The organism is Advenella alkanexedens, assembly GCF_019132845.1.
Classification (GTDB): Bacteria; Pseudomonadota; Gammaproteobacteria; order Burkholderiales; family Burkholderiaceae_B; genus Advenella; species Advenella alkanexedens.
The window spans coordinates 210,059-232,118 of record NZ_JAHSPR010000004.1; the positions used below are offsets into that span (position 1 = coordinate 210,059).

The following is a 22,060-nucleotide window of genomic DNA, read 5'->3' on the forward strand; positions in this document are numbered from 1 at the left end:
ATCAGTGAGACAACGATTAAATTTTTTCAAATGGGCCGGTATCGCTGCAATTTCACTCTTCATGCATGGGGCAATTGCACAGGAACCCTCGGCCATCAAACCCGATGGTGGCTGGCAGGCGCTGGCCGATGTGCTGAAAAAGCTTGAACCCTCGGTTGACACCTCGCTTCCTGAAACACCGGTGCAGGCCAGCCTTCGCATCAACCAACTCATTGCCAGCGGAAAATTCCAGCAGGCCCTGAATGAAATTGAAAAAAAACAGCCAACGGTTTCTTATATGGAACAACCCGGCACCGATGTGCAGCTGCGTTTCTTGCGCGCGCGTGCCCTGACCGGTCTTGGAAGAACCACCGAGGCCATTAACGTTTACCTGGACATGACCAGCAAATATCCTGAGCTTGCCGAGCCCTGGAACAATATGGCCACCCTGCAACTGCAAGCGGGTTTACTGGATCAGGCTTATCAATCCCTGAAAATGGCCGTTGGCATCAACCCCAAATATGGTATCGCCCATCGCAACCTGGGGCTGGTTCAGCTCATCATGGCCAACCACTCTTTTGACCAGGCCGTACAAAACGGGGTTGCCGGTGCCGCGAAACAGGCCGCGGCAACCAAACAAATCATCAACGGAAACTAAGCATGCATTTATTTTCCAGGGCAAGCCTGCTTGCCCGTTCACTAGTATTGCTCAGTGGGCTGGCAATTATGCCTGTTTCACTGGCTGCTGAAACCTCACTATCAACAAAGGAATCAACAATGAGCACACTACCCCGTGTCAAACTGGAAACCAATCACGGCGATATCGTTATTGAACTGAATACCGAAAAAGCCCCCGTGACTGCCGAAAACTTTCTGGGCTATGTCAAGGAAGGCTTTTATGACAACGTTATTTTTCACCGCGTCATTAAAAACTTCATGATCCAGGGCGGTGGCATGCAACCGGGCATGAAAGAGAAAAACACCCGTGACCCCATCAAAAACGAAGCCGACAACGGTCTGAAAAACGACAAATACACCATTGCCATGGCACGCACCCAAGACCCTCATTCTGCCTCGGCCCAGTTTTTCATCAACTCCCGTGATAACGACTTCCTGAATTTCACCGCTCCCACCACCCAAGGCTGGGGCTATGCCGTTTTCGGTAAAGTCGTGGAAGGCACTGAAGTCGTTGACCAGATTGAAAACGTGAAAACCGGCAACCGTGGTTTCCACCAGGACGTCCCTGTCGATGACGTGGTTATCCAGAAAGCCAGCATCGTTGAATAAACTTTCGCTTGACGGAACCCTCTGGCTCGCCTCGGATATTCATCTGGGCGAGCATATTCCCAGGACCAGACAGGCTTTTTATGCTTTCCTGGACAGTGCGCGGGCCCAGGCCAATGCACTGATACTGGTCGGGGATATTTTTGATTTCTGGGCCGGTGACGACATCGCCCTGAAATCACCCGAGCCCTGGCTGCAAGAGGCCCTTGGCCAACTCGAAAAAACAGCCACCCGGATTCCCCTGTATTTAATGCATGGCAACCGCGATTTTCTTATCCGGCACAAACTGGCCCAACAGATAAACGCGACCCTCCTGGCAGACATGGTTGTCATAGAATCGGCAGCCGGCCCTATCCGTCTCAGTCACGGAGATGAATACTGTACCGATGACCCGGGCTACCTACGATTCAGAAAAATCGTGCACAACCGCTTTATCCAGGCCACATTCCTTGCCCTACCCCGCCGTTTGCGTCATCGTATAGCCAACCACATTCGCAACAAAAGCAAAAACTCGCATCAATATAAAAACAACGCCATGATGGATGTCTCTGCTGCCGCGATAGAACAGGCCTTCCTTGAAAACACCCAGGTTCATACCCTGATCCATGGCCACACCCATAAGCCGGGCCATCACACAAGCACACTTCATGGCAACATAGTTGAACGCTGGGTGTTGCCCGACTGGGAATATGACCGCGAACCGGTTCGCGGTGGCTATATAGAGATAAAAAAAAACGGTGTTTGTTTACACCGCTTTGACTGGCCTGCCAGCCCCTAAGGTCGGGGCAATGAACAAAGACTAGGTGCCCCGAAACACAGGAGGCCGTTTTTCAAGAAAAGCCACGGAACCCTCCCGATAATCTTCGGTTGCTCCCATTTCCCGCTGCAATTCGGTTTCCAGGTCAAGCTGCTGTTCCAGTGAGTTTTCACTGCTGGCATAAATCGCCTGTTTGGTGGCTGCCAAAGCTTTGGTGGCCCCACTCAACAGGGTTTGATGCATTTGCGCAATTTCATCCTGCAAGGACTCATCTGGAATGCATTTCCAGATCATTCCCCACGCCTGGGCCTGTTCGGCAGAAATCGGCTGGGCCAGCATGGAAGCGGCCATGGCGCGTTGCGTACCAATAAGACGCGGCAGGAAGTGGGTTGAGCCGGCATCGGGAATCAAACCGATTTTGGCAAACGCCTGAATGAATTTGGCTGATTGTACGGCATAAATAATATCACAGGCCAATACCAGGCTAAACCCGGCACCCGCCGCTACCCCATTGACAAAACACACCACGGGTACTGGCAAGGCACGCAAACGCAAAACCAGTGGCTTGTAATTATTCTCAAGGCTTTCACCCAAATCACGCACTTCACCCGGTTGCAGGGGCTTACGCTCACTTAAATCCTGACCGGCACAAAACCCCCGCCCGGCACCGGTCAAAATAACGCCTCGCAAATCCACCCGGGACTCCAGCAGGGAAAGGACATCCTTAAGCTCATCATGCATTTTTGCCGTAAAACTGTTCAAGCGCTCGGGACGGTTAAGGGTAATGTAAGCCACGCCTTCGCGATAAGCAAACAGAATGGTTTCATATAATTTGGCAATCATTCCAGGGCCTCCAGCTGTTTCAGATGATATTGGGTATCACCCAGTAAATAATCAATAAATATCAGACGTTTGAAATAATCGCCCACCTCAAGCTCATGGGTCATGCCCATACCGCCATGCAACTGCACGGCACTCTCACCAATAAAACGACCGGCCATCGCCACCTTGATCTTGGCCGAAGACAGCATGCGACGCTTTTTATCCTGGTCAGGCTCACCTGCCCCGGCCGCTGCCACATAGGCCATGGACAAGGCCACTTCTTTCTGGATGTACATATCAGCCAGACGGTGTTGCAGCACCTGGAACTGGGCCAGTGGTTTGCCAAATTGCTGACGGGTTTTAAGATACTCAACCGTGATCTGCAACAGATGATCCATGGCACCGGCGGCATGAGCACACAAGGCAACAATACCGTCATCCAGCCCCTGGTTCAGCAATTGCAAGGCAGCCTCACCGTTTGCCAGCAAAGCAGATTCATCAAGCCGCACGCCAGCAAAATCCACATTGCCACAACGGCTGCCATCCATGGTGGGGTAGTCGTTAATGACAATCCCTTCCACGCCTGCAGGCACAACCAGCAAAGCCAGTTCATTATTGAGCAAAGCGCTCACGACAAATGCATGGGCAGCACCGGCATGCCATACTGCCCGCTTCTGCCCAGACAACACCAACTGGCCATCCTGGAGGACGACCTGTGTGTCAATGTTTGCCAGATTGTCGCTACGCTGGCTTTCCTGATACGCCAGGCTGAAAATGGTTTGTCCACTGGCAATCGCACTCAAGTATTGCTGCTTGAGCGCTTCGTGATCGCTGTTGGCCAGAATTCTGGCACAAATAACCGCGCTGGGCACAACCGGCTCGGAAACCAGACCACGCCCCAATTCCTGATGAATGGCCAGCAAGGAAGACGCAGACTCACCAAAACCGTCATACTCGGCCGGTACGCTCAGACCCAGCACCCCCAGCTCGGCCAGGGTGTTCCAGCTGTTGCTGTCCAGTTCATTGTTCTGCTGGCGCTGGCGCCGTTTTTCAAAACTCCAATCTTCTTTAACTACCCTGCCCAGGCTTTCCGCCAGCATTTGCTGTTCTTGACTATATGCAAAATCCATTATTTTCTCCAAAATCCCTTAGTTCTTTGTTCTACGTTCAACAACCCTTCATACATCCAGAATCTGCTTGGCAATAATGGATTTCTGAACTTCTGTCGTACCACCGTAAATCGTGGTTTTGCGCATATCAAAATAATTGGCCGATGCGGCTGCCGCAAACGGGTGTCCCGGTCCAAACACATCCTCTCCGGCTTCCAGCCAGGACGGGCTATAAGGCCAGCTGTTCAAGCCCATGACTTCAAGCTGCAGGCGTGCCAGATCCTGCTGGATTTCCGAACCACGGATTTTCAGGACGGACGCCTGTGGGCCCGGACCTTGCGTACTGTCTGCCGCCACGCGCAACAACATCATTTCAAGGGAAAGAATATCCGCCTCAATCAGGGAAATCCGGTCTTTCATGCGAACATCCTGGTTGGCCGGCTTGCCATTCCACTGTACTTCAGCGGCCAGGTTTTTAAGGATCTGCAACTCGCGATAACATAAACCGATACCGGCAATACCGGTACGCTCATGACCCAGCAGATATTTGGCATAAGTCCAGCCTTCGTTTTCGTTACCCACCAGGTTTTCATAAGGCACTTTGACATTTTCCAGCCAAACCTCATTCACGTCATGGCCGCCATCCAGCGTTTTAATGGGGCGCACCGTCACGCCAGGCTGTCGCATATCAATCAACAGCATGGAAATACCGCGTTGTGGCTTGGCATCAGGATCGGTACGAACCAGGCAGAACATCCAGTCGGCATACTGACCAAGCGTGGTCCAGGTTTTTTGCCCGTTCACCACATAACCTTCAGGGGTTTTCTCGGCACGGGTTTTCAGTGAAGCCAGGTCAGAGCCCGAACCCGGTTCGGAATAACCCTGGCACCACCAATCTTCAATTCTTAACATGCGAGGCAAAAAGCGCCGCTGCATTTCAGGACTGGCATATTTCATCAAGACAGGACCAATCATGCTTAGGCCAAACGGCAGCAGGCGAGGGGCCCCACCCTTAAAGCTTTCAATTTCAAAAATCAGTTTTTGCAATGCACTCCAGCCGGTCCCACCGAACTCGACCGGCCAGCTGGGTGCACCCCAACCATGATCATCCAGCACACGATGCCAACGGATGTAATCATTGTTATCCAGCCTTTGGTGTTTGAACACCTTGTCTTTAATGTCCTGGGGCAAGGACGTTGCCACAAACTGCCTGACCTCTTCCCGAAATGCAATATCTTCCTGCGTTAAATTCAGATCCATAATGTCCTCCATTTTTTAATTCATGCTATGACACTACAAAAAACAGGGTTTCACAATTTACTTTTTTGGAACCCCCCATTCAAGAAAGGCTGAAGCGAAAAACATATCAGTATCCCGTCGTATTAGTAGAAACCATAATTAAATCCGTCTTAAGACAGACTTCATAAAAACAAGATTGTCTTAAATTTCATATAGAGGAATACTGTAGCCCACTATGAATACGTTTATTATCACTTTACGAGAATTTTCATGACGCAAAATAAATCTCTAAGCGTGGGTGCCGAAAAGCATTACCACGATCAACTTGCCCAGGGAAACTTCCTGATTCAACGCTGCAGCGATTGCAGCAAAAGTATTTTCTTTCCACGCATGGTCTGCCCAAACTGTGGTTCGGATGAACTTGAATGGTACGCACCCTCAGGTAAGGGAACCGTTTACTCCACCACTGTTATCCGCCGCAAACCGGACGCAGGTGGTGACTATAACGTTGCCCTGATCGACCTGGATGAAGGTCCGCGCATGATGGCGCATGTGGAAGGCATTGCACCCGATGAGGTGAAAATCGGCCAGAAAGTCCAGGCAGGCATTCGCCAGTCTGGCGACCAGAACATCGTTATTTTCACACCAGCAGGAGCATAAAAATGATTGACAAAAAACTAAGGGGTGCTGCCGCTGTTGTCGGTGTAGGGCAAGCAGGTCTGGGTATGGCAACCGGTTACACCGAAATGGAAATCCTGATCCAGGCGGCCAAGCGTGCCGTTGATGATGCAGGCCTGACCATGCAGGATATTGATGGCATTGCCACCGCCAGCGTAGCTTCCACCATGTGGGTCATGCCGGTTATCGAACACCTGGGTATTCGTCCCACCTTTATTGACAGCACCATGATTGGCGGCTCCAGCTTTGTAGCTCATTTAATGCCGGCGATCCAGGCACTGGAATCCGGTCAATGCAATGCCGTACTGGTCTGCTATGGCAGCACACAGCGCACCTCTACGCTTAGCCGCAGCGCCATCGGCAATATGCGCAAGCAAATGGATCCACAGCCTTATGAAAATCCGTACAACCCGCTGAGTCCGCTCAGCTCCTACGCTTTGGCTGCAGCACGTCACATGCATCAGTACGGCACCACCCGTGAAAACCTGGCTGAAGTGGCCGTTGCAGCACGTAAATGGGCACAAATGAACCCGGAAGCCACCATGCGTGATCCACTCACGATTGAAGACGTCCTGTCCTCAAAAATGGTTTCCGACCCACTCACCGTTCGTGACTGCTGTCTGGTCACCGATGGAGCCGGTGCATTCGTGCTGGTACGTGCCGACCGCGCCAAAAACATGAAACAAAAACCAGTGTATGTCCTGGGTAACTCAACCGCCTGCTGGAACCGCCAGATTTCCTCCATGCAAGACCTGACCGTTACCGCGGCACAACAATCAGGCAAGATCGCCTTTGAAATGGCCGGCGTAAAACCGTCTGATATTGATGTGGTCGAAGTATATGACGCCTTTACCATTAACACGATCCTGTTCCTGGAAGACCTGGGTTTCTGCAAAAAAGGCGAAGGCGGTGCATTCGTGAGCAATGGCAATATTGCCCCAGGCGGCATCTTGCCAGTCAACACCAACGGCGGTGGCCTGTCCTGCGTTCACCCCGGCATGTATGGCATTTTCATCCTGATCGAAGCAGTACGTCAATTGCGTGGCAGCTGTGGCGAGCGCCAGGTGAACGGTGCTCAACTGGCAGTTGTCCATGGCAATGGCGGTACGCTGTCAAGCCAGTCAACCGCTATTCTGGGCACCGCTGAAACACTTTAAGTGTTAATAAAAAACTTAAATTCACCCAACCGGCCCTTTCCAGAAAAGGGCCGGCAAACCCATAACCATAAGACCGGAGACATTATGAAACGTATTAAATCAGTACTGGCCCTTTCGCTTGGCATTTTGTTCAGCACCTCTGCCATGGCTGAATGGCCAGAACAAAATATCACGATTATTGTGCCCGCTGCGCCTGGTGGTACCACGGATATTGCGGCCCGTATCCTCAGTGAAAAAATGGGCAAGGAACTGGGTCAAAGCGTTGTGGTTGAAAACAAGGCGGGTGCCGCTGGCATTATCGGTACCCAGGCACTGGTACGATCCAAACCCGATGGTTATACCTTGATCATGGGTAACATTGGCCCCAATGCCATTAACTACAGCCTGTACGATTCACTTCCCTATAAAAAAGAAGATTTCGCCCCCATCTCCCTGGTTATTTCAGTACCCAATGTACTGGTTGTCAATGAGCAAACACCTGTCAATACGGTTGACGAACTGATCAAGTACGTTTCCGAGAACAAGCAGCACCAAACGTTTGGTTCATCTGGCAAAGGCCAGTCTCCGCATATGTCGGCAGAAATGTTCATGCAACGCGCCAACCTGAAAGCCGAGCATATTCCCTATAAAGGCGCCGGCCCTGCCGTCAGCGCCCTGCTTGGCAATCAATACACCTTCATGATTGACAACCTGCCCAGCTCACTGCCTTCCATCAAGTCTGGCAAGTTCAAGGCACTGGCAGTGACCAGCGATGAACGGGTTGCCGAACTGCCCGACGTGCCCACCATGAAAGAAGCCGGTATTGACAACATGGTGGTGACCGCATGGTTTGGCCTGCTGGCACCGGCCGGCACCCCCGATGATGTGGTTAACAAGCTTCATAAAGCCGCCAAAAATGCCCTGGAAAGCGAGGACGTAAAAGCCCGTTTTGCCGCCATGGGCGGCCAGCCGGGTGGCAACACGCCTGCAGAGTTTGCCAAATTCATTGAAGACCAGCAAGCCTTGTGGGCCGATACCGTTAAAGCGGCCAATCTGAAAATGGACTAACACTTAGCATGATCAATAAAATCGTTTCATCCCATCTTGAAGCGCTGGAACAAATCCCCAACGGTGCCTCCGTCATCGTTGGCGGTTTTGGGGATGCCGGCATTCCTTTCGAGCTGCTGGCCAGCCTTCAGAAGATCGGCACCAAAGACCTGACGATCATCAGCAATAACGCGGGTACCCGCGAAATCGGCATAGCCGGCCTGATCAAAAACGGACAGGTTCGCAAGATCATCTGTTCGCACCCACGCCCGCCTTTATCGGATGTGTTTGCCCAAGCCTACCGTGCCGGCAAAGTGGAGCTTGAATGCATGCCCCAAGGCACACTGGCCGAGCGCCTGCGCGCAGCCGGTGCCGGTCTGGGCCCCTTCTTTACACCCACCGGTTATGGCACCCGTGTTGCCGAAGGCAAAGAACAACGTGTTGTTGATGGCGTAGGCTATATTCTTGAACAACCCCTGCACGGTGATTTCGCCCTGATCAAAGCCCATTTGGGGGATCGCTGGGGGAACCTGACTTATCGCTGGGCCGCCCGCAATTTCAATCCCGTTATGAGTACGGCAGCCAAAAACACGATCGCCCAGGTTGACCGGATTGTAGAACTGGGGGAAATTCACCCCGAACACGTCATGACACCTGGTATTTTTGTCAAATCAATTGTTCTGGCAGGAGCTGGCAATGTCTAGTATTACTTCATTGAACCGGGCCCAGATTGCCAAACTTGTCGCCCAAACCCTGCCCGATGGCGTCTACGTGAACCTGGGCATTGGCATGCCAACCCTGGTTGCCGATTATCTGCCCGAAGACCGGGAAATCATTCTTCACAGCGAAAACGGCATTTTAGGGATGGGTCGCACGGCCATTGATCATGAAATTGATTACGACATCATCAATGCCAGCCGCACACCCATCACGCTTCTGGAAGGCGCTTCCATCACCGAGCACACCAATTCTTTTGCCATGATGCGAGGCGGTCACCTGGACTATTCCATTCTGGGTGGCTTTCAGGTAGCCGTAAACGGAGACCTGGCCAACTGGATTACCGATGCACCTGATGCCATCGCAGCCATTGGCGGTGCCATGGACCTGGCTGTTGGCGCCAAAAATGTCATTGTCATGCTGGATCATACCACCCGGGACGGACAGCCCAAATTGCTGAATGCCTGCACTTATCCGCTTACCGGTATCAGCGTGGTTGATTGGGTCTATACCGACTTGGCCGTGATTGAAGTGAAAGACAATGCCTTTCACGTACATGCCATGGTAGACGGTTTAAGCCTTGAAGACCTGCAGGCAAAAACCGAAGGCAAGCTGGTGGCGGAAACACCACCCAAAAAAATCCTTCTGGACAAGAACCAGCAACCTTATTACAGCAACTAAGCGGTTCCAAAAAATAAATCGAGGAGACATAAAATGAAAGCATCAAAAACGATCGTTGCAAAATTATTGGCAGGCATGGGAACCGTATTATTTTGTGGCGGATTGACGGTTGCCCACGCACAAGCCGACAATTTCCCAACCAAGCCAGTCACCTTGCTTATTCCTTACCCTCCTGGTGGCAGTGCCGACATGCTGGCTCGCCCGGTTGCCGCGCAAATGCAAAAAGCCCTGGGCCAGCCCATTGTGATTGAATACAAGCCGGGTGCTGGCGGCAGCATTGCCACTTCCCAACTGGCAAGATCAAAGCCTGATGGTTATACCGTCCTGATGGTACTGGCTGCGCATGCCATCAATCCAAGCATGTACGCCTCATTGCCTTACAACACTGAAGAGGATTTTGCACCGGTATCCCTGTTGGCCACCCTGCCCATGCTTGTTGCTGCGCCCCACAAGACACCGGCTAACAATATCAGTGAACTCATCGACTACGCCAAAAAGAATCCGGGGGCCCTTACCTTTGCCTCGGCAGGCAATGGCAACACCAGCCACCTGGCCGCAGAACTGTTCAAGGCAGCCACCGACACCGATATGATTCATGTTCCTTACAAGGGCAGTGGCCCGGCAGTCGTCGCCTTGTTGGGCGGGGAAGTCTCCCTGATGTTTGACAGCATTTCCACTTCCATGCCACACGTTAAAAGCGGCAAGCTAAAAAGCCTGGCCGTAACCGGGAAAAACCGTTCAAACGTATTGCCCGATGTCCCTACCGTTAGCGAATCTGGCCTGCCCGACTTTACGGTTGACGGCTGGTACGGAATTATTGCCCCGGCCAAAACACCTGATGCGATTGTCGAGAAACTGAACAAGGCATTTGTTGATGCGGCCAATGATCCTGAAATTAAAAAACAACTCAACAGTTACGGCTACGAAATCACCGGTTCAACACCGGATGAATTTAAACAACATATCAGCAGCGAAATCCAGAAATGGAAAGTGGCCGTTGAAAAATCAGGTGCCAAAGTTCAATAACTTTTGGCACATCTAAAATTTTAATTTTGAACTTTTTTAAGGCATTTGCCTTAAGATTGTATCTTCTGGAGACCCTATGTTAGTCAAGAAACTATTGGTGGCAGCAACTGCCCTTACTGCCCTGTCCGCTTCAATGTCTGCCTTTGCGGCAGAATGGCCGGATCGTCCCATCAAACTGCTGGTTGGTTATGCGGCAGGCGGACCGGTTGATACCGCAGCCCGTTCATTTGCGAAATTCCTGTCCGATGAACTCAAGCAATCCGTCGTGATTGAAAACAAAACCGGTGCCAGTGGCATGATTGCCGCCGAAACCGTCATTCGTTCCAAACCCGATGGCTATACCCTGTATTTTATTGCCAGCCCTACCCCCACCATCACGCCACATATCCAGAAATCAGCCAACCTCAATCTTGACAAAGACTTTACCTATATTGGCAATATTGTTGACTACACCAACGTTCTGGTCGCCAACAAAGACCTGCCCATCAAATCCGTCAAGGAACTGGTTGAATACGCCAAGGCCAACCCCAACGCCATTTCTTTCGGTTCTGCCGGTATTGGTTCTTCCAACCAGCTGTCTGCCGAGTTAATGAAGCAAAAAACGGGTACGGAAATGCTGCATGTACCTTACCGCGGCAATGCCCCCGCCATGGTTGACGTGATGAGCGGCAAGATTTCTTTCATGTTTGACATTAGCGGCACCGCCATTTCTTATATCAACGGTGACAAAGTGCGCCCGCTGGCCGTCACATCAGCCACTCGCAACAAGGCACTGCCCGATGTACCGACCATGATCGAAGCCGGCATTGAAGACTATGCCGTAACCGGATGGTATGCCCTGGTTGGCCCCGCAGGCTTGCCGGAAAATGTTGTAAAGCGTCTTGAAGTGGCCCTGCAAAACATTGACCAAAACCCCGAGTTTGACAAACTGATGGAAACCGGTGGCTACACCCGAACATTCAGTAACGGCGCTGACCTGAAAGCCAAAGTGGATCGTGAGTACAAGCTTTGGGAAGCAGTGATTGAGAAAGCGGGTATCCAGCCAAATCAATAATCCGGCGAACCTGTTCCATATAAAAAAATCCGGCCATATGGCCGGATTTTTTATCGGGTGGCAAAACTCAAACTTTAACCCTGAACTTTAATGTTGGCATTCTGGATCGTATCGCGCCACTTCTTGATTTCAACATCCAGGAACTGGCCAAACTCTTCAGGCGTTGTAGGCATGGGCTCAGAGCCGGAACCGTTCATTTTTTCAATAATCTCGGGCGTATTCAGGCTTTCATTCATGTCTGCATTCAGCTTTTTAATAACATCAGCCGGTGTGCCTTTGGGGGCAAACAGACCACTCCAGGAATAAGCCTCATAGCCAGGCAAACCGGATTCAGCAATGGTGGGGACATCAGGTGCCAAGGCAGAGCGCTCTTTATTGCCCACACCCAACGGGATCACCTTACCGCTTTTAATAAAGGGCAAGGCAGAAGTGGCATCGGCAAACATTAACTGTACCTGCCCACCCACCAGATCCTGTACCGCAGGTGCACTGCCTTTGTAAGGAATGTGCTGCAACTGGACATCCGCCATACTGGCAAACAATTCGCCTGCCAGGTGCGTACCGCCACCCGTACCTGATGAACTGTAAGAAATGGTATTGGGCTTTTCTTTGGCCAGGTCAATCAATTCCTGGACCGACTTCACATTCAGCGAAGGATGGGCCACCAGAATTAACGGAAAACGCGCAACACCCCCGACAGGCTCAAAATCTTTCTGGGCATCGTAACCCAGATTGTCGTTCAGACTGGGCAAAATGGCATGATGAATAGCTGTAAAGAAATAGTTGTAACCATCGGGTTTGGCCTTGGCGGAATATCGGGCACCCACAATACCACCTGCTCCCGCCTTGTTATCAATCACGATGGGCTGCTTCCATTTATCATTCAAGGGTGCAGTCACAATGCGGGCTGCCGTATCAACCGGACCGCCTGGTGCAAATGGCACCACAAAATTAACCGCCTGCTCTGGCCACTTGTCGGCATCCGCCCAACTGGCGCCAAAAGGCAAACCTGACACCACTACGGCTGCCAATGTTTTAATAACTGCTCTGCGATGTTTGAATAAGACCGGCATGATTAACGTCTCCTTTATTTACTTAACCGCCAATTATGCCGTTTCTTTTTATCTTTTAACCCTTTTCTTTTTAAAAGACATCCCTCATGAAATTGAAAGCCATGCTTATTGCCGCTTGATGTTACCGGCAATTTTCATCACGTGTTCGATGAACTTCTCGGCAAAGGCAGGAATATCCTTGCCCCCCGGGCGACAGATGAAGCGCTCGCGATTGGCCCAATCATTGCTGATGCGCACAATATTCAAACGCTCTGACTTGCTGTAATTACGGGCACATTCTATAGGCACGATTGCCAGGCCAATCTTGGCGTCAACCATGCGGCAGACCGTTTCAAAACTCCCCACATACACACGCTGATGAATGCGCTTGCCCAATTTGTATGCTTTTTCTTCCAGGAATGACTGAATGACGCTTTCTGGGTGAATCCCGACAAACTGATATTTTTCGATCAAATCCTCAAACCTGATTTCTTCAACATCTTTTAATTCATGTTCAAGATCGGTAATCACCACCAGTTCGTCCTTGAAAAGGGGAACAATATCCAACCCATCCAGATTGATGCTGCCAGATGCAATACCCAAGTCGGCAGACCCGGCCCGAATGGCGGAAACGATGTCTTTGGTCAGTTTTTCTTCCAACTCGATATCAACATCGGGGTTTTCAAGCAGGAAAGAAGAAAGGGCTTCAGATAAAAAAGAATGGGTGGCAGTCATGTTGGCAAGAATTCTCAGCTTGCCTTTGATGCCGGTTGAAAAAGGCTGCAGTTCGGAATGCAGACAATCGAGCTGCTGAAAAACCCCTTTGGCATATTTAAGCAGGATCTCACCAGCGGGGGTCATTTTTACCCCGGTCACCTGACGGATCAATAATCGCACCTTCAACGACTCTTCAAGATTCTTGATTCGAGCACTGGCCGCTGGTAAAGAAAGAAAGGTCTTTTCGGCAGCACGGGTCAGATTCGATGTCTCACCAATATTGATAAATAATTTTAAATCCGTTAAATCGTAGCGCATCTTAAATAAATTGAAAGGGGGTAGTTAAAAAATATGAATAAGTAAAATTCATTTTATGGCCTACTATACTCCAACCATATGTGTAAACCATGAACACATCGTGTTTTTATGGTTGCATTCTTATTTATATCCTAAAAAAACCTCGGAGATCAAAAATGAGCGGAATTGCAGAAGGAAAAGTAGTTGTTGTAACCGGTGCCGGTGGCGGTATTGGCCGTGATATTGCCCTGGCTTATGCCAAAGCAGGTGCCAAAGTTGTCGTCAATGACATTGGCGTTTCCCTGACCGGTGAAGGCGGTGGCGACGGCCCGGCCAAAACAGTTGCTGATGAAATCATCAAGGCCGGTGGTCAGGCAGTTCCCAACCTGGATAGCGTTGCCAGCTACGAAGGTGCCAACAATATCATCCAGACCGCGATTGACAGTTTCGGCAAAATTGACATTATCGTGAATAACGCCGGTAACCTGCGTGACCGTCTGTTCCACAAAATGAGCGAAGAAGAGTGGCGCCAGGTGATTGATGTTCACCTGCATGGTTCATTCTTCGTCAGCCGTGCCGCTGCGCCTTACTTCCGCGAACAGGAATCCGGTGCTTTCGTACACATGACCTCTACTTCCGGCCTGATCGGCAACTTTGGCCAGTCCAACTACTCTGCCGCCAAAATGGGCATTGTTGGCCTATCCAAGTCTATTGCGCTTGACATGGCCCGCTACAACGTACGTTCAAACTGTATTGCTCCGTTTGCCTGGAGCCGCATGACCAGCTCCATTCCAGCCGAAACACCCGAAGAAAAAGCACGCGTTGCAAAATTGCAAAAAATGGAAGCCAATAAAATCGCGCCAATGGCCGTTTATCTGGGCAGTGACGCCGCTTCTGAAGTAACCGGCCAGATCTTTGGTGTACGTGCCAACGAAATCATGCTGTTCAGCCAGCCTCGTCCTATCCGTTCAGTTCACATGTCTACCGGCTGGACCCCTGAACTAATTGCCGAAGTGGCCGCACCTGCACTGAAAGGCAGCTTCTTCAAACTTGAGCGCTCTCCCGAAGTCATCAACTGGGATCCTATTTAATTCCTGTTGATCAACAAGGAGACAAGAATGGCTTTAGACTATAACCTTATTAAAAACTGGACGTTCCCCGATGTCGTGCAGGAATATACTGTCAAGGACAGCATCCTGTACGCGCTGGGTATTGGCCTGGGACAAGACCCCCTTGATGAAAACCAGCTGCAATTTGTTTACGAAAAAAACATCAAGGCCTTCCCCACCATGGCGGTTGTTCTGGGTTATCCCGGCTTCTGGATGCAAGATCCGGCCGCCGGCATTACCTGGGTAAAACTGGTTCACGGCGAGCAACGCACCACGATTCATCAACCGCTGCCTGCCAGCGGAAAAATCACCGGTAAAATCAGGGTATCCCACGTAATTGACAAGGGTGCCGACAAAGGCGCCCTGGTGATTACCGAGCGCAAGCTTTACGATGAGGCAGGTACCTTGCTGGCCACCATCGAACAAACCACCTTCTGCCGTGCAGATGGTGGCTTTGGTGTTAGTGATGAACCGCCCCCAGCCCTGCCCAAGGTCCCCGATACGGCACCGGATCAGGTCTGTGAATTACCCATCCTGCCGCAGGCGGCCATTTTGTATCGTCTCAATGCCGACCCGAATCCCCTGCATATCGATCCGGCCGTTGCCAGTGCAGCTGGTTATCCACAACCCATTTTGCACGGCCTGTGCACCTATGGCGTAGCGGCTCATGCTATCATGAAGACCTTCTGCGACTATGATCCTGCGCGTCTGGTTCGTTTTGATACCCGTTTTTCTGCACCTGTTTATCCGGGTGAAACGCTGGTATGTGAAATGTGGAAACGCAATGAGCACGAAATCCAGTTCCAGGCTAAAGTCAAAGAAAGAAATATTATTGTATTAAGCAATGGCTTTGCCGAGATTAAATAAATGACTAAACGTGGATTACCATTAGAAGGCATCAAGGTGCTTGACCTGTCGCGTGTGCTGGCAGGCCCCTGGTGCTCGCAAAACCTGGCCGACCTGGGCGCTGATATCATCAAGGTTGAACGCCCCGAAACGGGCGACGATACCCGTGCCTGGGGGCCTCCATACCTGAAAGATGCGCAAGGTAACGACACCAGTGAAGCGGCCTACTATTTAAGTGCCAACCGCAACAAGCGCTCTATCGCCATAGATATTGCCAGTGAAGAAGGCAGCAATCTGGTTCGTGAACTGGCCAAATCATGCGATATTCTGGTTGAAAACTTCAAGGTCGGTGGCCTGAAAAAATACGGCCTTGATTACGAAAGCATCAAGGAAATCAACCCCAGGCTGATTTATTGCTCCATTACCGGCTTTGGCCAGACTGGCCCCATGGCCAAGGAGCCCGGCTATGATTTCATCATCCAGGGAATGGGCGGCCTGATGAGCATTACCGGTGAACGCGACGACTTGCCTGGCGGTGGCCCGCAAAAGGCAGGCGTGGCGGTTACCGATCTCATGACGGGTATGTATGCCACTATTGGTATCCTGGGCGCCTTGCAAGAGCGCAACAAAAGCGGGCTTGGCCAGCACATTGATGTTGCCTTGCTGGACTGCCATATTGCCATGTTGGCCAACCAGAACCTGAACTACATGACCTCGGGTGTTGCCCCCAAACGGGCAGGTAATGCTCACCAGAACGTCGTGCCCTATCAGGTTTTCGCTTCCAGCGACGGGCATTTGATTGTCGCTGTCGGCAACGACCGTCAATTTGCAGCATACAGCAAAGCCATTGGCCGCCCTGATCTGGCAGAAAATCCGGATTACACAACCAATAGCAGTCGCCTGAAAAACCGCAAGGAATTGATTGCCATTCTGGAGCCCATCATGCGTACCGATACCCGGGACAATTGGCTGGACAAACTGAAAGCGGCAGGCGTGCCTTGTGGCCCTATCAATACCATTGACCAGGTTTTTGAAATGCCACAAGTCAAGGCAAGAAATATCTGGAAAACGGTTGAGCACCCGATTGCCGGAGTTGCGCCTACCACGGCCAACCCGATTAACTATTCAGCAACGCCCATTCAATATCGCATGGCCCCGCCTTTATTGGGGGAGCATACTGAAGAAATCCTGCGCGAATTCAATCTGGATAAGCAGTATAAGCTGAACAAATAATCGCCCTTCTGCTGGTTCCCACGCTCCCGCGTACTCGTTCCCACGCTCCCGCGTGGGAATGCAAACCGGAGCGGTTCCCACGCGGGAGCGTGGGAACCAGAAAGCGTGGAAACCAGAAAAAAATCCCCCTGAAACCAGGTTTCAGGGGGATTTTTTCACTGCCGCTTCCTTATTAACAAAACCCCGGGAGTCGCAGAGAACCTTAAGCGGCTGCCGACCACACCCAGAGGCCGACAATCAGGCCCAGCACAATACGATACCAGCCAAACGGCCGATAAGAATAAACGCTGATAAACTTAAGCAAAGCACGAACCAGCAACAGGGCACTGACAAAAGCTGCGATAAAACCGATCACCACGGCCAGCATATTGCTGTCGCTAAGCTCGCCACCGTATTTATACATACTTAAGACCGTTGCTCCCAGCATGGTAGGCATGGCCAGGAAAAATGAAAACTCGGTCGCGGTTTTACGGTGTATGCCCGCCATCATGCCGGCAATAATCGTGGCACCGGAACGGGACGTACCGGGAATCATGGCCAGGCACTGGGCAAAACCCACCACCAGCGCCTGTTTCCAGGTAATATCTTCCAGACGTTTCACCTTGGCATTTTGAGCATCAGAATCGGCTGGTGCATGCTTGGCCATATCGGGGCGGCGTTCAACCCACAACATCAGAATACCACCCAGTACCAGGGTAAAGGCATAAACAATAAACTTGCCATCAAGCAGCTGGGCAATCTGCTTGATCAGAATAAGCCCAATAACCGCAGCCGGCAAAAATGCGAGGATCAGGTTACGCGTAAACAGCAGCTCGGTACGGTCACCGGTAAACGTACCCCGTATGACCTGCCACAGACGAAACCTGAAAATCCACATAACCGCCAGAATGGAACCCAGCTGAATGACAATCTCATAAACCTTGAAATCACCCGAATCAAAGTTGATCCAGTCACCAAGAATTAACAAATGCGCCGTACTTGAAATAGGCAAAAACTCGGTCAGGCCTTCCACCACACCCAGGAAGGCCGCCTTCAGTAAATAAATAAACTGTTCCATTCACGTTTTCTTGGCGTTATTCTTGCAAAGCAGCAATCATTTGAGTAAATACTTTGGGACTACCTGCCAGCAAATTGCCGGTTTTCATCCAGGTTTGCTCACCTTCAAAGTCACCAATCAGGCCACCGGCTTCCAGAACCAGCAGACTGCCTGCCGCGATATCCCAGGGTTTCAGGTTGACACCGCAGAAACCATCAAGACGCCCGCAAGCCACATAGGCCAATTCAAGCACCGTGGCACCCAAACGGCGAAAACCCGTACTTTCATCAATCAGGGGATAAAAACGCTCGGCCCCTTTACGGTTGGAGCTGGTCACGGAAGGGAAGCGGCCAGCCAGCATGGCGTCGGAAAAACGGGTACGGTTGGCAACGCGGACACGACGGTCGTTCAAAAAGGCGCCACCACCACGGGTAGAGGTAAACATTTCATTACGGGCCGGATCATAAATAACGGCCTGTGTAATAACGCCACGATGCGCCAGGGCAATGGAAACCGCGTAGTTGGGCAAGCCATGAATGAAATTTTTGGTGCCATCCAGTGGGTCGATAATCCATTGATACTCAGGTGCAACACTTGTGTCGCCTTCCTGTGCGGATACAAAACCGGACTCTTCCCCCAGGAAAGCGTGATCAGGATAAGCCTCACGCAACACATCAATAATCGCCTCTTCGGCCGCATGATCAATGTCGGTCACATAATCATTATGGCCTTTACGGGCGATTTGAACTTTATCAATATCAAGACTGCCGCGATTGATGATTGCGCCGGCACGTCTTGCTGCCTTGATGGCAATGGTGAGCATTGGATGCATATTTGTTCTGTTTTAGTCGAGTTGGGTAAAATAGGCATTTTAAATGACAACCGCCACAAGTTCTAGCCAAACACCTGTTTTTCACTAGAATATATGGTTTTTGAAGGAATATCATGCTTCCCAGCTTTGCCCATACCCGTTTTATCATGGTGGCACCCAGTCATCCCGGCAATGTCGGTGCCGCCGCCAGGGCCATCAAAACCATGGGCTTTAACGAGCTGGTACTGGTGTCTCCCAAAGACCCGGACATCAAAAACAACCCCGAAGCCATTGCCCTGTCCAGTGGCGCAACCGATGTCCTGCACAATGCCCACCTTGTTTCAACCCTGGATGAAGCCCTGGCCCCGGTCACGCTGTCATTCGCGCTGACCGCACGTAGCCGGGACATGGGCCCGCCAGCCCTGGACATCCGCCAAAGCGCCCAATTAAGCGCCCGTCATTTGGCCAGCGCCCCCGAAAACCGCGTGGCAGTGGTATTGGGTACGGAAAGAACCGGCCTTGAAAATGAGGAAATCAGCCGCTGCCACCGGATCTGTCACATTCCGGCCAATCCGGCCTACAGCTCCCTGAATGTATCCCAGGCACTGCAACTGGCCGCCTGGGAACTGCGTTACGCCCTGATGGAAAACAATCCGGCGGCCACCCAGGCCAATGAAACCCAAAATGCAATCGCGTATGCTCCCAGTGAAAAAGTGGAAGCCCTGCTTAAACACTGGGAACAGGCCCTGATCACCATTGATTTCCTGAACCCGGCACACCCGAAAAAACTGATGCCCCGCATGCGCTACCTGTTCACCCGCATTCATATGAACCAGGAAGAAGTGGACATGATGCGCGGTGTCTGCACCAACATTATCAAACACGCCAGCAAAAAATAATGGGGGTGCTGTCATTGTCATAATATGCCGCTATACTGTCTGGAAAGAAAAACCCCTTGAATTCCAATAACAAAATACGACAATGACATATACGCATCTTACCCCCAAAGCCATCTCCACACCCGAGCATATTGCTTTTATGGCTTTTGACAATGCCGAAAAGGCCTATGAGCAGCTGGTGTATATATATCAACGCAATACCCGGTTTATTCGCACGGCTTTCTACGATTTCATCAACAATGAAAACCCGCCCGAATACAGCGTGCGGGCATTTTATCCGGCCATCCGCCTGCGTGTTACCGATCACCGGGAAATTGACTCGCGCCTTTCCTACGGTTATGCCACCGAACCGGGTATCTACGCCACCACTATTACCCAGCCCGAGCTGTACAAATCCTATTTACTGGAACAAATCAGCCTGCTCATCAAAAACCATGGGGTGGCGGTTGAGATTGGCGAATCCAAAACCCCCATTCCCCTGCATTTTTCTTTTACGGGCAGCCAGTATGTGGAAAGGGTCTATGACGATACCAACAACCTGACCCTGCGCAATTATTTTGATGTGCCCGACCTGGCGATCATGGATGACGCCATCGTTAACGGCACCCTGAAAACCGACACCAATATGCCAGAACCACTGGCCCCCTTTACCGCGCCGCGCATTGATTATTCCCTGCACCGCCTGCAGCACTATACGGCAACCGCCCCTGAACACTTTCAGGGTTTTGTCCTGTTCACCAACTACCAGTTTTATGTAGATGCCTTCTGCAACAAGGCCCGCGAACTGGTCCGTGACCCCGACAGCGGTTATAGTGAACTGGTTGAGCCAGGCAATCTGGTTACCACCGCCACCCACACCCCCGAAACCGGCAGTCAACCGGTGCGCCTGCCGCAAATGCCGGCCTATCACCTTAAACGCCCTGACGGGCTGGGCATTACCCTGGTCAATATGGGCGTAGGACCGTCCAATGCCAAAACCATTACCGATCATATTGCCGTGCTGCGCCCCTCTGCCTGGATCATGCTGGGCCACTGCGCAGGCCTGCGCAACACCCAAAGACTGGGCGACTACGTACTGGCACACGGTTATGTGCGCGATGATCACGTACTGGATGCCGACCTGCCTTTATGGGTACCCATCCCCCCCCTGGCTGAAGTCCAGGTTGCCCTTGAAGAAGCCGTCGCCCAGGTATCCGGCCTGGATGGCTGGGAACTCAAACGCATTATGCGCACCGGCACTGTCGCCAGCATCGACAACCGCAACTGGGAATTGCGCGACCACGATGAACCGGTTCAACGCCTGTCGCAATCGCGTGCCATCGGGCTGGATATGGAATCGGCCACCATTGCCGCCAACGGTTTTCGCTTCAGGGTACCGTATGGCACCTTGCTATGCGTGTCAGACAAACCCCTGCATGGTGAACTGAAGCTGCCCGGCATGGCCACCGATTTTTACCGCACCCAGGTAAACCAGCATTTATACATTGGCATGCGCGCATTGGAAATTTTGCGTGAAATGCCACGCGAACGCCTGCAATCGCGTAAACTACGCAGCTTTATAGAAACCGCTTTCAAATAACAAAGGAATTTTCAGCTTGACGGCTGTTGTCAATGCGGTAATACCGATTTTTGCCCTGATCCTGATCGGTTACCTGGCTGCAAAAAAGAAAATACTCAGTCATGAGGCCACCCACCACCTGAATCTTTACGTGGTGTGGCTGGCCCTGCCTGCGCTGCTGTTCCAGGCAATGGCAACCACCCCCTGGCAAGACCTGTACCAGCCAGGCTTTATTGCGGCCTCTATGGGCGCCATGCTGATCGTCTTTCTTGTCTATCTGGTCTGGCAGAAAAAAACAACGCCACTGGCCGACCGGAGTGTTAACAGCCTAAGCGCCGCCTACAGCAATACCGGTTATATGGGCCTTCCTTTATGCACCCTTGTGTTTGGGCCGGAAGGACTGATACCGGCGATCATTTCCATGATCCTGACCGCCTGCGTACTGTTTGCAATGGCCATTATTTTTATCGAGTTTGGCGTGCAGTCTTCGCCCAAATTAAGTGAGACCCTGCGCAAAACCGCACTTTCCCTGGCTAAAAATCCACTGATTGCCGCACCGGTTCTGGGTGGTTTGATGGCAGCAAGCCCTGTCAGCATGCCAGTACCACTGCTGGAATTTACCCGTTTGCTGGGTGCATCGGCAAGCCCCTGTGCCCTGGTTACCATTGGCCTGTTTCTGGCACAAACCCCCAATAAGGATCTGCAAACCCGCACGGTAACCGTACTTACCCTGAAGCTGTTGCTCCTGCCCGCCTTTACGGCGCTTCTGGTGTTTTACGTTTTTGATATGCCGCCGGTTTACCGGCAAGCCGCCATCCTGCTGGCCGCACTGCCAACCGGCACGGGCCCTTTCATGCTGGCCACCCTGTATAAGCGCAATTCACAGCTGGTTTCCCAAAGCATTTTCCTGTCTACGGTCATCTCGGTCCTGACCATTTCATTGCTTATTTCCTGGTTTTAACCGCTACAATAC

23 protein-coding genes are annotated in these 22,060 nt (G+C 51.5%); 16 read left to right on the forward strand and 7 right to left on the reverse strand.

Features of this window, described 5'->3' with window-relative positions; genetic code table 11:
• The first annotated feature begins 4 nt into the window (after window positions 1-4).
• From KU392_RS07145 to KU392_RS07155, 3 genes are all read left to right on the forward strand, one after another.
• Window positions 5-637: a tetratricopeptide repeat protein gene (locus KU392_RS07145; protein WP_217734961.1), complete on the forward strand. Its 633-nt coding sequence runs from the start codon at window positions 5-7 to the stop codon at window positions 635-637.
• 119 nt (window positions 638-756) lie between these two features.
• A complete protein-coding gene (locus KU392_RS07150) occupies window positions 757-1,266 on the forward strand; it encodes a peptidylprolyl isomerase (protein WP_211182384.1) in 510 nt (169 codons plus the stop codon).
• A complete protein-coding gene (locus tag KU392_RS07155) occupies window positions 1,259-2,041 on the forward strand; it encodes a UDP-2,3-diacylglucosamine diphosphatase (RefSeq protein WP_169295192.1) in 783 nt (260 codons plus the stop codon). The genes KU392_RS07150 and KU392_RS07155 overlap by 8 nt, the downstream gene beginning before the upstream one ends.
• Window positions 2,042-2,062: 21 nt before the next feature.
• Here KU392_RS07155 and paaG read toward each other — a convergent pair whose 3' ends face one another.
• Genes paaG through KU392_RS07170 form a run of 3 tightly spaced genes read right to left on the reverse strand, consistent with a single transcriptional unit; the run spans window position 2,063 to window position 5,211 of the window.
• Window positions 2,063-2,863, reverse strand: a complete 801-nt coding sequence (gene paaG / locus KU392_RS07160) for a 2-(1,2-epoxy-1,2-dihydrophenyl)acetyl-CoA isomerase PaaG (protein ID WP_169295193.1) — start codon at window positions 2,861-2,863, stop codon at window positions 2,063-2,065.
• Window positions 2,860-3,972 carry an acyl-CoA dehydrogenase family protein gene (locus tag KU392_RS07165; protein ID WP_217734962.1) on the reverse strand — a complete coding sequence of 371 codons (1,113 nt, stop codon included), beginning with the start codon at window positions 3,970-3,972 and terminating at the stop codon, window positions 2,860-2,862. Before KU392_RS07165 ends, paaG begins: the two co-directional genes overlap by 4 nt.
• 48 nt (window positions 3,973-4,020) lie before the next feature.
• Entirely contained in the window at window positions 4,021-5,211 is a 1,191-nt protein-coding gene (locus KU392_RS07170) for an acyl-CoA dehydrogenase family protein (protein ID WP_217734963.1), read from the reverse strand.
• 249 nt (window positions 5,212-5,460) lie between these two features.
• Here KU392_RS07170 and KU392_RS07175 point away from each other — a divergent pair, with 249 nt between their 5' ends.
• The 7 genes from KU392_RS07175 (at window position 5,461) to KU392_RS07205 (ending at window position 11,529) form a co-directional block, all read left to right on the forward strand.
• Window positions 5,461-5,850 carry a Zn-ribbon domain-containing OB-fold protein gene (locus tag KU392_RS07175; protein ID WP_169295196.1) on the forward strand — a complete coding sequence of 130 codons (390 nt, stop codon included), beginning with the start codon at window positions 5,461-5,463 and terminating at the stop codon, window positions 5,848-5,850.
• A 2-nt stretch (window positions 5,851-5,852) separates the two neighbouring features.
• Window positions 5,853-7,025: a thiolase gene (locus KU392_RS07180; protein WP_169295197.1), complete on the forward strand. Its 1,173-nt coding sequence runs from the start codon at window positions 5,853-5,855 to the stop codon at window positions 7,023-7,025.
• 84 nt (window positions 7,026-7,109) lie between these two features.
• On the forward strand, window positions 7,110-8,072 hold the full coding sequence (locus tag KU392_RS07185; RefSeq protein ID WP_169295198.1) for a Bug family tripartite tricarboxylate transporter substrate binding protein: 963 nt from the start codon (window positions 7,110-7,112) through the stop codon (window positions 8,070-8,072).
• A gap of 8 nt (window positions 8,073-8,080) precedes the next feature.
• Window positions 8,081-8,755 carry a 3-oxoacid CoA-transferase subunit A gene (locus KU392_RS07190; RefSeq protein ID WP_169295199.1) on the forward strand — a complete coding sequence of 225 codons (675 nt, stop codon included), beginning with the start codon at window positions 8,081-8,083 and terminating at the stop codon, window positions 8,753-8,755.
• Window positions 8,748-9,449 (forward strand): 3-oxoacid CoA-transferase subunit B, encoded by a 702-nt coding sequence (locus KU392_RS07195; protein ID WP_169295200.1) that lies wholly within the window; start codon window positions 8,748-8,750, stop codon window positions 9,447-9,449. Before KU392_RS07190 ends, KU392_RS07195 begins: the two co-directional genes overlap by 8 nt.
• 33 nt (window positions 9,450-9,482) lie before the next feature.
• Window positions 9,483-10,475: a Bug family tripartite tricarboxylate transporter substrate binding protein gene (locus KU392_RS07200; protein ID WP_169295201.1), complete on the forward strand. Its 993-nt coding sequence runs from the start codon at window positions 9,483-9,485 to the stop codon at window positions 10,473-10,475.
• Window positions 10,476-10,551: 76 nt separating this feature from the next.
• Window positions 10,552-11,529, forward strand: a complete 978-nt coding sequence (locus KU392_RS07205; RefSeq protein ID WP_169295202.1) for a Bug family tripartite tricarboxylate transporter substrate binding protein — start codon at window positions 10,552-10,554, stop codon at window positions 11,527-11,529.
• A 74-nt stretch (window positions 11,530-11,603) separates the two neighbouring features.
• On the opposite strand, the gene KU392_RS07210 is transcribed toward KU392_RS07205, so the two are convergent.
• Window positions 11,604-12,602, reverse strand: coding sequence for a Bug family tripartite tricarboxylate transporter substrate binding protein (locus KU392_RS07210; RefSeq protein WP_169295203.1), 999 nt, complete (start codon window positions 12,600-12,602; stop codon window positions 11,604-11,606).
• Window positions 12,603-12,707: 105 nt separating this feature from the next.
• Window positions 12,708-13,616, reverse strand: coding sequence for a LysR substrate-binding domain-containing protein (locus tag KU392_RS07215; RefSeq protein ID WP_169295204.1), 909 nt, complete (start codon window positions 13,614-13,616; stop codon window positions 12,708-12,710).
• Between the two features lie 155 nt (window positions 13,617-13,771).
• Between KU392_RS07215 and KU392_RS07220 the strand changes: the two genes are divergently transcribed.
• From KU392_RS07220 to KU392_RS07230, 3 genes are read left to right on the forward strand one after another with little or no spacing between them, the layout of a single operon-like run.
• Complete coding sequence (locus KU392_RS07220) at window positions 13,772-14,686, forward strand: SDR family NAD(P)-dependent oxidoreductase (RefSeq protein ID WP_169295205.1); 915 nt, start codon at window positions 13,772-13,774, stop codon at window positions 14,684-14,686.
• Between the two features lie 27 nt (window positions 14,687-14,713).
• A complete protein-coding gene (locus tag KU392_RS07225) occupies window positions 14,714-15,571 on the forward strand; it encodes a MaoC/PaaZ C-terminal domain-containing protein (protein ID WP_189384184.1) in 858 nt (285 codons plus the stop codon).
• Window positions 15,572-16,783, forward strand: coding sequence for a CaiB/BaiF CoA transferase family protein (locus tag KU392_RS07230; RefSeq protein WP_217734964.1), 1,212 nt, complete (start codon window positions 15,572-15,574; stop codon window positions 16,781-16,783).
• A 202-nt stretch (window positions 16,784-16,985) separates the two neighbouring features.
• Here KU392_RS07230 and KU392_RS07235 read toward each other — a convergent pair whose 3' ends face one another.
• Window positions 16,986-17,840: an undecaprenyl-diphosphate phosphatase gene (locus KU392_RS07235; protein WP_169295208.1), complete on the reverse strand. Its 855-nt coding sequence runs from the start codon at window positions 17,838-17,840 to the stop codon at window positions 16,986-16,988.
• Window positions 17,841-17,856: 16 nt separating this feature from the next.
• The gene (locus KU392_RS07240; protein ID WP_169295209.1) at window positions 17,857-18,651 is read right to left on the reverse strand and encodes an inositol monophosphatase family protein; all 795 of its coding nucleotides are present in this window, start codon (window positions 18,649-18,651) and stop codon (window positions 17,857-17,859) included.
• A gap of 113 nt (window positions 18,652-18,764) precedes the next feature.
• Between KU392_RS07240 and KU392_RS07245 the strand changes: the two genes are divergently transcribed.
• From KU392_RS07245 to KU392_RS07255, 3 genes are all read left to right on the forward strand, one after another.
• Window positions 18,765-19,529, forward strand: a complete 765-nt coding sequence (locus tag KU392_RS07245; protein WP_217734965.1) for an RNA methyltransferase — start codon at window positions 18,765-18,767, stop codon at window positions 19,527-19,529.
• Between the two features lie 82 nt (window positions 19,530-19,611).
• A complete protein-coding gene (locus KU392_RS07250) occupies window positions 19,612-21,108 on the forward strand; it encodes an AMP nucleosidase (protein ID WP_169295210.1) in 1,497 nt (498 codons plus the stop codon).
• Between the two features lie 16 nt (window positions 21,109-21,124).
• A complete protein-coding gene (locus tag KU392_RS07255) occupies window positions 21,125-22,048 on the forward strand; it encodes an AEC family transporter (RefSeq protein ID WP_217734966.1) in 924 nt (307 codons plus the stop codon).
• The last annotated feature ends 12 nt before the right edge of the window (window positions 22,049-22,060 follow it).